The 13,006-nt window shown below is 67.4% G+C and carries 9 protein-coding genes; 4 read left to right on the top strand and 5 right to left on the bottom strand.

The genetic code is table 11. The features are described from left to right. Positions 1–271 precede the first annotated feature (271 nt). Positions 272–1,687 carry an MFS transporter gene (locus ASF00_RS10995; RefSeq protein ID WP_055878441.1) on the bottom strand — a complete coding sequence of 472 codons (1,416 nt, stop codon included), beginning with the start codon at positions 1,685–1,687 and terminating at the stop codon, positions 272–274. Between the two features lie 58 nt (positions 1,688–1,745). Here ASF00_RS10995 and ASF00_RS10990 point away from each other — a divergent pair, with 58 nt between their 5' ends. Beyond that, the gene (locus tag ASF00_RS10990; protein WP_055878439.1) at positions 1,746–3,875 is read left to right on the top strand and encodes a prolyl oligopeptidase family serine peptidase; all 2,130 of its coding nucleotides are present in this window, start codon (positions 1,746–1,748) and stop codon (positions 3,873–3,875) included. Between the two features lie 46 nt (positions 3,876–3,921). On the opposite strand, the gene ASF00_RS10985 is transcribed toward ASF00_RS10990, so the two are convergent. Then, positions 3,922–4,467: a glycine zipper 2TM domain-containing protein gene (locus ASF00_RS10985; RefSeq protein ID WP_055878438.1), complete on the bottom strand. Its 546-nt coding sequence runs from the start codon at positions 4,465–4,467 to the stop codon at positions 3,922–3,924. A 44-nt stretch (positions 4,468–4,511) separates the two neighbouring features. Between ASF00_RS10985 and ASF00_RS18520 the strand changes: the two genes are divergently transcribed. Continuing rightward, positions 4,512–4,916, top strand: a complete 405-nt coding sequence (locus tag ASF00_RS18520; protein WP_156348301.1) for a hypothetical protein — start codon at positions 4,512–4,514, stop codon at positions 4,914–4,916. A 42-nt stretch (positions 4,917–4,958) separates the two neighbouring features. On the opposite strand, the gene ASF00_RS10975 is transcribed toward ASF00_RS18520, so the two are convergent. Beyond that, positions 4,959–7,241 (bottom strand): ATP-dependent helicase, encoded by a 2,283-nt coding sequence (locus ASF00_RS10975; protein WP_055878903.1) that lies wholly within the window; start codon positions 7,239–7,241, stop codon positions 4,959–4,961. A 218-nt stretch (positions 7,242–7,459) separates the two neighbouring features. Here ASF00_RS10975 and ASF00_RS10970 point away from each other — a divergent pair, with 218 nt between their 5' ends. Beyond that, a complete protein-coding gene (locus ASF00_RS10970) occupies positions 7,460–7,789 on the top strand; it encodes a UrcA family protein (protein ID WP_162233582.1) in 330 nt (109 codons plus the stop codon). Between the two features lie 247 nt (positions 7,790–8,036). Further along, complete coding sequence (locus ASF00_RS10965) at positions 8,037–9,704, top strand: inorganic phosphate transporter (protein ID WP_082463376.1); 1,668 nt, start codon at positions 8,037–8,039, stop codon at positions 9,702–9,704. A gap of 20 nt (positions 9,705–9,724) precedes the next feature. Here the strand turns inward: ASF00_RS10965 and ASF00_RS10960 are convergent, their stop codons facing one another. Both ASF00_RS10960 and ASF00_RS10955 read right to left on the bottom strand, forming a co-directional pair. Continuing rightward, positions 9,725–12,076 carry a TonB-dependent receptor gene (locus ASF00_RS10960; RefSeq protein WP_156348300.1) on the bottom strand — a complete coding sequence of 784 codons (2,352 nt, stop codon included), beginning with the start codon at positions 12,074–12,076 and terminating at the stop codon, positions 9,725–9,727. After that, the gene (locus ASF00_RS10955) at positions 11,973–12,953 is read right to left on the bottom strand and encodes a FecR family protein (protein WP_055878430.1); all 981 of its coding nucleotides are present in this window, start codon (positions 12,951–12,953) and stop codon (positions 11,973–11,975) included. The genes ASF00_RS10960 and ASF00_RS10955 overlap by 104 nt, the downstream gene beginning before the upstream one ends. Between the last annotated feature and the right edge of the window lie 53 nt (positions 12,954–13,006).

Genomic DNA, 13,006 nt, shown 5'->3' with positions numbered 1-13,006 from the left:
CCCGGCGAAGGCCGGGGCCCAGTTGGAAAGGTCGCAGTAGCGAGGGACGGCGCTCCGTTATCACCGTCCCCCAATTAGGCCCCGGCCTTCGCCGGGGTGGTTTGGTAAGGCCGCTTCAGGCCAAGGCGTGTGCACCCAACTTCGCGGTCGACCGTTCTTTTGCTCCCTTTCCCCTATGGGGAGAGAGCTTGGGTGAGGGGCTGTTCCGGGCGCGGCATCGCTTGGCAGATCCTCACCCCGACCCTCTCCCCGGAGGGGAGAGGGAGCAGCGCTACCGCGTCTGTTGCGCGGGTTGCACGTCCTGCGTCTCCTCGGTCGGCGGGTTGCGGATCGAGGGGCGGAGGCGGCTGAGGCTGCAGAGGCCGGCAACCAGCGCGAGGCCTGCGGCCACCAGCGGCGGAGTCGTGCCCGCGCCCACGCCCATCGCCAGCAGCGCCGCCACCAGCGTCGCGCCCGTCGTCTGCCCCACCAGTCGCACCGTCGAGACCAGACCGCCCGCCGCCGCCGCGCGTTCGCGGGGGGCCGAGCCGATGATCAGCCGCGCGTTCGGCGCCATGAACATCCCGAACCCCGATCCGCACAGCGCCATCCGCCACGCGATATCGAAATAGCCCGGATCCGCGGGCATGAACGCGAGCAGCAGCAACGCGCAGATCGACACGCCCATCCCGATCCCGCCGAGCAGCCCCGCCGGATAGCGATCCGACAACCATCCCGACAGCGGCGCCACGACCATGTTCGCCAGCGGCCACGGTGCGATCGCCGCACCGACCTCCGCCGCGCTGAAGCCGTACGCGTGCGTCAGTCGGAACGGCGTCGACAGCAGCAACGTCATCTGCGCGATGAACGCGGTGTACGCGCCGATCGCCGACAGCGCGAGCACCGGCCGCGCGAGCAGGTCGATCGGCAGGATCGGACTGGCCTCGCCGCGCTCGCGCCGGACGAACACCCAGCCGATCGCGACGCCGGTGAGGACGATCGCAGCGGAGACGATCGGGCTGTCGCCGTGTACTGCGCTCTCCGCGCCGCCGATGACGAGCCCGATCATCGCCGCGCACATCACTGCGCCGAGCACGTCGAACGGTGCATCCTGCCTGCACGGCTCGGGCAGCGCGCGGCCGAGCGCGAGGCTCAGCAGCGCGAACGGCACCGCGCTGGCGAACACCCACGGCCAGGGTGCGATCGCCAGCACGAGCCCGCCGATGGTCGGCGCGAGCGCGGCCGAACTGGAGACGACGACGCCGTTGATGCCGAGCCCGCGGCCGAGCTGCTTGGCCGGATAGATCGACCGGATCAGTGCCGACGAGACGCTGAGCGCCGCCGCCGCGCCCAGCGCCTGCGCGGCGCGGACGACGAGCAGGAAGGGCAGGCTCTTGGCGAAGAAACAGAGCAGGGTGGCGAGCGTGAAGATCAGCTGGCCATATTGATACATGCGCTTCAGCCCGATCCGCCCGCCAAGCCCGGAGAAGGGGAGCAGCGCCATCGCCAGGATCAGCTGGTAGACCGTGACAACGGTGACGACCGCGCTGCTGCCGACATTCAGGTCGCGGGCGATCGTCGGCAGCGCGACGGTGGCGATGCCCCCGTCGATGATCGTCAGCGCAGTGCCCGCCGAGATCGCGGCGATGGCGATGAAGCGGCGCGGCTTGGGCAGGCCGTCGGCGGCCGATATCTGGTCCGGTTGCATTGCGGACAGCGATAGACCCCGGCATGTAGCGCGCCAAGCAAATCAGGGAGATACGGTGATGCGGGTTCTGGCTTCGATGCTGGCGGCGACAATACTCAGCGGGGGCGCCGGCCTTGCGAGCGGCACCACGCTCGCCCAAGTCGCACCCATGACACAGACGAACACCGCCGCCGACCCCTATATCTGGCTCGAGGACAAGGACGGCGCCAAGCCGCTTGCCTGGGTCGAGGCGGAGAATGCGAAGACGCTCCCGCGGCTCCAGAACGATCCGCGTTACAAGACCTTTTATGCCGAGGCGCTTGCGATCGCGTCGGCGAAGGATCGCATCCCGATGCCCAACCAGATGTTCGGGCGGATCTACAATTTCTGGCGGGATGCCGATCATCCGCACGGGTTGTGGCGCTGGACCAGCGCGGCGGACTATGCGTCGGCCACGCCGCACTGGACGACCGCGCTCGATCTCGATGCGCTCGGCAAGACCGAGGGCAAGCAGTGGGTGTGGAAGGGGGCGACCTGTCTCGAGCCCGAGCAGCGGCTGTGCCTGGTCGCGCTGTCGGAGGGCGGCGAGGACGCGGTGACCTATCGCGAGTTCGATCTGCAGACCGGCGCATTCGTCGCCAATGGGTTCAACTTGCCCAAGTCGAAGCAGGATGCGACCTGGGTCGACAAGGATACGCTGCTGGTCGCGCGCGACTGGGGGGCGGGGACGACGACGCAGTCGGGTTATGCGTTCGTGATGAAGCAGCTGAAGCGTGGGCAGCCGCTCAGCGCTGCGACCGAGGTGTATCGTGGTGCTGCGACCGACCAGGGCGGTACGGCGGCGAACGTGCTAACGGACGAGAAGGGCAACCGCCTGATCGTGATCCAGCGCCGCAAAACCTTTTTCGGGGCGGACAAGCTGGTGTGGACGCCCGCCGGTGCGCGACCGCTCGACTTGCCCGACCGGACGTTCCCGGCGGGGATGATCGACGGTCAGGTGATTTTCTCGACGAGCGACCCCTGGGGCAAGATTCCCGAGGGCGCGATTGCATCGGCACCGCTTGCCGAGGTTGAAAAGGGGACGATCAACCCGACGATCGTGTTCGCGCCGAGCCCGCGTCAGTCGGTCGATGGCATGGGGCTGACGAAGTCGAAGCTGCTGCTGGTGGTGTCCGACAATGTCCGCGGCCGCGCGTCGGTGTATACGCACGGGGCAGGGGGCTGGACCGCCAAGCCGATCGCGTTGCCCGACAACGCCTCGATCGACGTCGCGAGCACGACCGATCGTAGCGACGACGCGTATCTGACAGTGACGGGGTTCCTGACGCCGACCTCGCTCTATGCGCTCGATGCGGGCTCCGGCGCTGCACCCAAGCCGATCAAGACGCTGCCGCCGAAGTTCGATGCGTCGAACGACGTGGTCGAGCAGTTCGAGGCGACCTCGACCGACGGGACGAAGGTGCCGTATTTCGTGGTCCACAAGAAGGGCATCACGCTCGACGGGACCACGCCGACGATCATGACCGCGTATGGCGGCTTCGAGGTGTCGATGACGCCGAGCTATTCGGGGAGCACCGGCAAGCTGTGGCTGGAACGCGGCGGCAGCTACGTGCTCGCCAACATCCGCGGCGGCGGCGAATTCGGGCCGAAGTGGCACGACGCGGGGCGCAAGACGAAGCGGCAGGTGATCTATGACGACTTCGCCGCGGTCGCCAAGGACCTGTTCGCGCGCAAGCTGACGAGCCCGGCCAAGCTCGGCATCTATGGCGGGTCGAATGGCGGGCTGCTGATGGGCGTCGAGTTCAACCAGCATCCCGATATGTGGAAGGCGGTGACGATCCAGGTGCCGCTGCTCGACATGATCCGGTACGAGGGGATCGCGGCCGGCGCGTCATGGGTCGACGAATATGGATCGGTGACGGTGCCCGAGGAGAAGGCGTTCCTCGAAAAGATCTCGCCCTATCAGAACATCAAGAAGGGCGTCGCTTATCCGGAGCCCTATATCTGGACGACGACCAAGGACGACCGCGTCGGGCCGCAGCATGCGCGCAAGTTTGCTGCACGGCTGAAGGAATATGGGCTGCCATATCTGTTCTATGAGGATACCGCGGGTGGGCATTCGGGCGATGCTGATATCGCGCAGGGGGCGCGGATACAGGCGCTGCAGATGACCTATTTCACGCAGAAGCTGGTCGGGCCGGCGAAGTAGGCTTTCGCCGTCATCCTGGATCTGATCCAGGATGACGGCATTTCGATCAGCGGCAGCGGACCTGGCTGTTGCTCTGTTCCACCGCGCGCCCGGCAAGGCCACCCGCGGCCGCGCCCAGCAGCGACCCGACGATCCGCGAACGGCCGCCATCGATCACGTTGCCGAGGATACCGCCGCCGGCCGCACCGATGATCAGCCCGGTCGTGCCGTCGTTGCGCTTGCAGTAATAGCGGCCATCCTGCCCCGCATAGACGCGGTCGTTGGTCGCCAGCGTGCGCTCCTGATAGTTCGGCCCTGCGCGGTAATAGCGCGACGGGTCGTAATTGCCTTCGTCGCGCTCGTCGGGATAGGCTTCCTGATAGCCGCGGTCGGGCGCCTGGCGATACCCGCCCTGGGGTGCATAGCCGCCGCGATTGCCGCGCACCGACTGGTAGCGATCGAATTCTGTACGGAAAATCTGCAATTCGCTGTCGAGCCGCGCCTGGGCGGCGGCGAAGCGCGCATCGTCGGCACTGCTCTGTGCGACGGCTGGGGTGGCGACCGACAGGCAGGTGGCGGCGATCATCGCAGCCGTGCCGAGAAAACGCTTCATGATCCGGATCCTTCTAGAGTGTCACGACGAGGGCAGGTGGCAGTATGCGACTGCTGCCCGCCCTCTATCAACGGTCTATCTCAGCGGCAGATCTGCACGCGGCGATGATGGCGCCACTCGGTGCGGCAGCGGCGATTGTTGTTCCAGTTGCGGCGATCGTTGCCGCGACCGCGATAGCGTCGGTCGTCATGGCGATCGCCACGATGACCGTTGCCGCGGAAATCACGCCGGTCGTAACGGTGGTCGCCGCGATGATCGGCACGGGGACCATTGTCATGCTGGCTGTAACCACGATCACGCTGCGCTTCGGCCGGAGCGGCGGCGCCGAGGCCGAGGGTCGCGAAGGCGAGTCCTGCGGCGATGATGTGCGTAAACTTCATGGGACGTCCTCTCGAACCCGAAGATCGGGCTGCCCCGCTGATACGGCTATCGAAAGACATGGTTCCTGAACGCGATTGTCGGCTGGCGTACAGGTTCGCCGACCCGCGGCCCTACGGCGTCAGTGTCACGAAGCTGTCCATCACGCGCTTGCGGCCAGATTGTTCGAAGTCGATCTCCAGCTTGTTGCCTTCGATCTCGGCGATGCTGCCGTAACCGAACTTCTGGTGGAACACGCGCATGCCGAGCGACAGGTCGTCGCGGCCCTTATTGCCGAGGCTGATCGCGCTCGCGCGGCTTTCGACCACGCGCGCGGGCTTGGTGGAGAAGCCGCCGCCGGGCGTGGCTGCGCGCTGCCAGCCGGGGCCGCGGCCGGTGCCGCGGGCGACGTCGGCGAACGGGTCGGCGCGGTCGGACCAGTTCGCCTGCCACAGGCTCGCGCCGCCGGACATCGTCGTCTCGGTATCGGTGTGCTCGGCGGGGAGTTCGGCGACGAAGCGCGAGGGGATCGACGAATTCCACTGGCCGTAGATGCGGCGATTGGCGGCGTGGAGGATGACGGCCAGCCGCCGCGCACGCGTGATCGCGACATAGGCGAGGCGGCGTTCCTCCTCGAGGCTCTTCACGCCGCCCTCGTCCAATGAACGCTGCGACGGGAACAGCCCTTCTTCCCAGCCGACGCAGAAGACGGTGTCGTATTCGAGGCCCTTGGCGGCGTGGATCGTCATGATCGTGACCTGCGGATCCTGCGCGCCGCCCTCATTGTCCATGACCAGCGAGACGTGCTCGAGGAACGCGCCGAGCGAATCATATTCCTCCATCGCGCGGACGAGTTCGCTCAGATTCTCGAGGCGGCCGGTCGCCTCGACCGATTTCTCGGCCTGGTACATCGCGGTGTAGCCGCTCTCGTCGAGCAATTGGCGCGCGAGTTCGGCGTGCGGCAGGGTGGTGGCCATGTCGCGCCAGCGCGCGATGTCGCCGACGAGGCGGCCGAGCGATTTCTTTGCAGCCCCGGTCAGCTCGTCGGTGTCGAGGATGCGGGCGGCGGCCGTCGTGAGCGGCGTACCGGTGGCGCGCGCGAGCTGGTGGATGCGTGCGACCGCCTTGTCGCCGAGGCCGCGCTTGGGGACGTTGACGATGCGTTCGAAGGCGAGGTCGTCCGCGGGCTGGTTGACGACGCGGAGGTAGGCCAGCGCGTCGCGGATCTCGGCGCGTTCGTAGAAGCGGAAGCCGCCGACGATCTTGTACGGCATGCCGATCGCGATGAAGCGATCCTCGAACTCGCGCGTCTGGTGCTGCGCGCGGACCAGGATCGCGACCTCGTCCAAGGATTTGCCCGAGCGGCGGACGCTGTCGATCTCCTCGCCGACGCGGCGCGCTTCCTCGGGGCCGTCCCAGACACCGACGACCTTCACCTTCTCGCCGACGTCGAGCTCGGTCCACAGCTGCTTGCCGAGGCGGCCGCCATTGTTGGCGATCACGCCCGATGCCGCGCCGAGGATGTGCGGCGTGCTGCGGTAATTCTGTTCGAGGCGGATGACCTTGGCGCCCGGAAAGTCGCGTTCGAACTTCAGGATGTTCTCGACCTGCGCACCGCGCCACGAATAGATCGACTGGTCGTCGTCGCCGACGCAGGCGATGTTCTTGCGCTCCTGCGCGAGCAGCCGCAGCCAGAGATATTGCGACGAGTTGGTGTCCTGATACTCGTCGACCATGATGTATTTGAAGCGCTGCTGATACTGCGCCAGCACGTCGCGGTGCGTCTTCAGGATGACGAGCATGTGCAGCAGCAGGTCGCCGAAATCGCAGGCGTTGAGCGCGCGCAGCCGGGTCTGATATTGCTCGTAGAGCTCGCCGCCGCGGCCGTTGGCGTAGCGCTCGCTCTCGCCCGCATCGATATCGGCGGGGACGAGGCCCTTGTTCTTCCACTGGTCAATCAGCCCGGCGAGGCTGCGCGTCGGGAAGCGCTTCTCGTCGATGTCTGCGGCGAGGATGAGCTGCTTGAGCAGCCGCAGCTGGTCGTCGGTGTCGAGGATCGTGAAATTGGATTGCAGCCCGACGAGTTCGGCGTGGCGGCGCAGCATCTTGGCGGCGATCGCGTGGAAGGTGCCGAGCCACGGCATCCCCTCGACCGCATCACCGACGAGTCGGCCGACCCGCTCGCGCATCTCGCGCGCGGCCTTGTTGGTGAAGGTGACGCTCAGGATTTCCGACGGCCATGCCTTCTTGGTGAAGATCAGGTGTGCGAGTCGCGCGGTCAGCGCCGCGGTCTTGCCGGTGCCCGCGCCGGCGATGATCAGGACGGGGCCGTCTGTCGTCAGCACCGCCTCGCGCTGCGGCGGATTGAGGCCACGAAGATAGGGAGGCTCGGCTTGCGGCGCGGACGTTTGGACGATCTGGTTCACCCATGAACAGGTAGGGAACGGGGCGCGGTGGGGCAACCTTTGAAACGTCGCCGAACCGTCGCGTGGGCGTAACGAACCGCGACTAGGGACTGCGCAGCGACGTGGTTCGTCGTCGGAGATGCCGCATTCAGAATGGCGTCCCGATGCGCAAGCGCCGTCGCCCGCAGGCCGATGCCTGCGGACCGCAGGACCATATGAGGACCATCATCATGAAGATTTTCATCAGCGTCGCTTCGGCGGCGATCGTCGGCGCGTGCCTGTTCTCGACGGCCGCATCGGCCAGTTCCGTGCGTGAGCCCGTGTCCGTGCGCGTCTCGCACGCGGGGCTCGACCTGACGAGCGCCGCGGGGCGGACGCTGTTCCAGCGCCGGCTGCAATCGGCGATCGCCAGGGCGTGTGAGCCGCACTGGAGCGGTCTCGATGCGTTCGCCGACGCGCATCGCTGCCGCCAGGAGATGACCGCCGATGCGAGCGTCAAGATGGCGGCCGTCCTTCGTCGCGACGGCACGCTGCTCGCCAGCATCAACGGGACGCGCTGATCTGTCGCGCTAGTCCAGGACATCGGCGTGGACCGATCCTCCCCCGCAAGGGGGAGGTGGCTGGCGCTTGCCAGACGGAGGGGGAGGGGAGCGGAACCTCGGTTGCGTGTCCGCCCCCTCCGTCGCCTTCGGCGCCACCTCCCCCTGGCGGGGAAGGATCGTTATGGGGGCGTCCCAAATCAGGCCTAATCGTCGCTTGATCTACATCTGTCATAAGATTGTCATCGTAAGGGCCGACTGCGACTCCATGGTTACATCCACATTTGCACGCGACGCGCTGACGGCTGATTCGAGCGCCAGCGACGCGGCGCCGCGTACCGGTCCCAAGCTCGATCACGCGCTGCATCCGGCGGGGCGGTGGATCTTCCTCGCGGTGCTGATCGGCGGGCTTGCCTATGCCGGGTTCAGCATCGCGTTCGACACCGCGCAGGTCGGCGAGAGTCTCGCGGGCGGCGCGTTCGCGTTCCTCGCGCTCGCGCTGTTGATCGCGCTCGGGTTCGAGTTCGTGAACGGCTTCCACGATACCGCCAACGCGGTGGCGACCGTCATCTACACGCATTCGATGCCCGCGCCGCTCGCAGTCGTGTGGTCGGGGTTCTTCAACTTCCTTGGCGTGATGCTGTCGTCGGGCGCGGTGGCGTATTCGATCGTCACGCTGTTGCCGGTCGACCTGATCCTCAACGTCGGCAGCGTCGGCGGGTTCGCGATGATCTTCGCGCTGCTGCTCGCGGCGATCGTGTGGAACCTCGCGACCTGGGCGGTCGGTCTGCCGAATTCGTCGAGCCATGCGCTGATCGGCTCGATCCTCGGCGTCGGCCTTGCCAACCAGCTCATCCGCGGCGGCGCAGACGGGACGTCGGGCGTCGACATGGCGCAGGTCTGGAAAGTGCTGTCCGCGCTCGCGTTCAGCCCGATCGTCGGCTTCGTCGGTGCACTCCTGCTGCTGCTCGTGATGAAGCGGTTCCTGCGCGACAAGGCGCTGTACGAGGCGCCCGAAGGCCAGACGCCGCCGCCGCGCGGCATCCGCGCGCTGCTGATCGGCACGTGCACCGCGGTCAGCTTCGCGCATGGCAGCAATGACGGGCAGAAGGGGATGGGGCTGATCATGCTCATCCTGATCGGCTGCGCGCCGACCGCCTATGCGCTTAACCGGACGATGCCCGAGAGCGCGACGCCGGCGTTCGTGCAGACCGCGCAGGCGGCGTCGGCCGCCTACCGCGCGCACGCCAATGGCGCGCCCGCCGGCGTCGGTGAGGCGCGCGCGCAGGTGACGCAGGCCTTGAAGACCAAGCAGGTTTCGGATCCGGTCATCTATGGCGCGTTGGCCACTCTGTCGAACGACGTGTCGAGCCGGATCGCGGGCTATGGGTCGCTGGGCAAAGTGCCCGCCGCGGCGACGCCGAACCTGCGTAACGACATGTACCTCGTGCTCGACACGACCAAGCTGATCGCCGCCGACACGTCCGCGCAGAGCCGCTTCACCGCGCAGGAGATCACGACGCTCAAGAGCTACAATAGCGGGCTCGAACAGGGCACGCGCTACATCCCGACCTGGGTGAAGGTGACCGTCGCGCTGGCGCTGGGGCTGGGGACGATGGTCGGGTGGAAGCGGATCGTCGTCACGGTGGGCGAGCGGATCGGCAAGACGCATCTGACCTATGGGATGGGGGCGTCGGCCGAGCTGGTCGCGGCGTCGACGATCCTGCTGGCGGTGAATTTCGGGATGCCGGTGTCGACCACGCACATCCTGTCGTCGGGCGTCGCGGGCGCGAGCGTCGCCAACGGCGCCGGGTTGCAGCGCCGGACGGTCATGAACATGGCGTTGGCGTGGGTGATGACGCTGCCGGTGGCGATGCTGCTGTCGGGCGGGCTGTACTGGCTGCTGCTGACGCTGGCGCATGCGCTGGGGTATTAATCCCCGCTTTACGGCGTTGATCAGAGCCCGATCGCCAGCCTGAGCGTGATCGAGCGCGGACGGATCGGGACGGTCTGCGTGGTGGTCGCCAGCGTAAAGGGGTTGCCGAAGCCGAAGCTGTTGCCGCGTTCGTCGAGCAGATTGTCGACCGTGACCGACCAGTGGCGCGCACCATCGTCGAGTGTCGCGCCCGCGCCGAAAGTCGCGTAATCGCCCGCGGGACGATCGAGCAGCGGATCGAAGCTCAGTCGAGTCTGGCCGATATAACGCACCGTCACATACCCGCGCGCGGGCATCGCGTTCAGCGCGAACCGCCGCGTGACACTCAGCCGCGCCGAATAATCGGGGACGACCGGCAAGCGGCGATCGACCTGCTCAGTACGCTCCGTCGCAGGCGAGGTGAGCCGCGCACGCTGGATCGTGGTACCGAAGTCGATCATATAGGGCTCTGCGTCGAACCGCCCGCCAAACTCGACGCCGTAGTTCGTCGCGTCCCCCGCATCGACCGTTCCGAACAACCCATCCGAGCCGACCACGTCGCTGCGAAGATGCTCCCAGACAGATCCAAAGATCGCCCCGCTGAGACTCAGCCGATCGTCCAGCCCGCGGATACGCCAGCCGAGTTCGATGCTCTGCAATTCGTCGCCGGGGATGCGCCGTTCGTTGCTGATCGTCGCGCGCGTGACACCAGCCGGGCGAATGGCGCTGGCATAACGCAGCCAGACCATCCCGGCATCGTCACGATGCCAGCTGAGCGTACCGCTCGGGGTGATGCCCAGCTTGGTGGTGCTCTGCTCGTCGGGGCCCTGCTGCTCGATGTCGTTCACCGTCAGGAAGCCGCGCAGGCCGATCTTCAGGTCGAGCGCGGACGACAGTCGCTGCGTGCCCTCCGCGAACATCGCCGCCTCGAACACCGCTTCCTTGTCGTCGCGTGCGATTGCGCGGGTCGCATCCGTTTCGAAGCGGCCTTTGCGGCGCGTGGTCGCATGCAGGATCGACGCGCCGACGATCCAGGGGTGGCGCGCCGTCGGGTCGCTGAGCCGGACCTCCTGAGTCAGGAGCCGGATCGCCCGATCCTCGACATAGGCAACGGGCGCGGCCGTCCCGAGTGCCCCCGCCAGAATGCTGGCATCGTAGGTGCTGCCGAATTCATGCGAGACGACCGAGGTGGTCGACTGCGCGTCGAGGCTGCCGATCGGGCCGTGTACATCGAGCGAGCCCGACACGAAGTCATTGGCCTGCGGTTCGGCAAGAGCGGTCGCGCGCGCGAGCCCCTTGGTCGCGTACTGGCTGTCGCGCCCCTCTATAGATTGCGCGACAGCGCTCGCGGTCGCGCTCCAGCCCTTGCCGATCGCCCAGCGCAGTGCGGCGCGAGCGCCACTGCGGGTGGTTCGGTTGACATCACTCTTGTCTCGGCCGGTGTCATCGATCCAACCGGGCATCGTCTCGGTCCAGCCCGACGCGCGTAGGGCGAGCGTCCCGGTGACGATCGGCAGGTTGAGCGTCGCGTCGAGCGCGCCCCCGAACGCGCCGTTGTTGATGCCGGTCGCTTCGCCCGCGACGCTGCCGGAAACGTCGTCGAGCTCGGGCGCGGTGGTGACGATGCGAATCACGCCGCCAAGCGCGCCGGTGCCGTACAGCGTACCCTGCGGTCCGCGAAGGATCTCGACGCGGTCGATGTCGACCATCCGCAGATCGGGATCGGGCGAGGAATAGCCTATCCGCGCGTCGTCCAGATACAGGCTGACGAGCGACTGGCTGGTGCCATTGAATGCGCTGTCGGCGACACCGCGCAGGAATACGCGATCACGGCCGGGGCCGAGATTGGTCGAAAACGCGCCGTCGGTGGTCGCGAGCAGATCGACTAGGCCACGCTTGCCGGCGAGCCGGTCGAGCGACGGGCCGCCGAGGATGCTGATCGACGCGGGCAGGTCCGATAGCCGTTCGTCGCGCTTGCTGGCGGTGACGATGATATCGCCACCTTCGGTGATCGGCGGTGCGACGGCATGCGGGGAGTCCGGCCGACGGGGCAGCGGTTCGATCCGCCAGGTTGCTACATCGATTTGGACCGCGCGCAGATGCGTTCCCGCGAGCAATCGCTTCAGCGCCTGCGCAACATTGCTGGCGCGCGTTGTCTTCCGGGGCGGCGTATCGGGTAGTGCGCCGGCCATGCCGATCGAGATGCCGGTCTGGCGGGCGAGCGCGTCGAGCGCGATCCGCAGCGATCCGGCGGGAAGGACGATGCGCGCGGGGTTGCCGCGCGGGGGCTCAGCGTGAACCGATGCGCTCGATATGGACGACGCCGTCAGCGCGACGCAGGCGCAGCGGCAGTACCGCACGAAGCTGATCGAGAAGCCGCGAGCCGTCGCCAATCGTCAAAACCCCGGAAAAAACCAGTTCGGCGGCGGACGGATCGACCACCAGCGGGGCGCGGGCATACCGCGATATGTCGGCGACAACCAGCGTCAACGGCGCGCCGTCATAATCGAGGCGGCCGTCGCTCCAGTCCGCCACCGAGGCCGGTAAGACAGTGCGCCGCTCGGCGATCCCGACGGCGGGGTCGATGTCGATCCGCTGGCCCGCGGTCAGGGTGGTCGGCGGGCTGCCGTCGTCGACATGCGGCGAAACACGGACGCTGCCCTCGGCGACCGCTACCGAGATTCGCCCCTGCGCATTGACGACGGCAAAGCGCGTGCCGATGTCCTGGATGTCATAGCCGCCGGCGCGAACGATCACCGTGCGCGATGGATCGTGACGCACGGAGAAGCTGGCCGCGCCGTCCGCGATCTCGATCAATGGGGTCGTGCCGCCCGACACCGACACGCGCGAGCCGCGATCGAGCCGCATCGCACTGCCATCGGCCAGCGTGATTGCGCGCGTGTCACCGGCGTTGGTGGCATAAAGCACGGCGCGATCCCCGGTATTCGCGACGGGCGACATGACGAAGAGCAATGCCAGACCCGCAGCGAGGGCACCGCCGGTACCGCCCGCCATCCAGCGCCAGCGGGACGAACGCGCGACAGGAGGTCGGTCGGCGAGGCGGTCGTCGTTTGCCGGGAGCACAGCGGCGATCGCCGGGGCCGCCGCGCCGATCTCTGCATCGAGTAGCGCGACCGAGTCGTAGGCAGCGCGGTGCGACGGATCGGCGGCGAGCCAGTCGCCGAAGCGCGCCCAGTCCATGTCGGGCGCATCGATCCGCGCGTGCCAGGCGGCCGCCGCGTCGATCGGATCCTGGGTCGTTGCATCCATCACGGCACCCTCGTTCCGAGCGGATGCCCCCCGCTCGCCTGATAGACGCCACC

It is taken from the genome of Sphingomonas sp. Leaf34 (genome assembly GCF_001421805.1).
Taxonomy (GTDB): domain Bacteria; phylum Pseudomonadota; class Alphaproteobacteria; order Sphingomonadales; family Sphingomonadaceae; genus Sphingomonas.
This window is presented reverse-complemented; position numbering and strand designations above follow the sequence as displayed.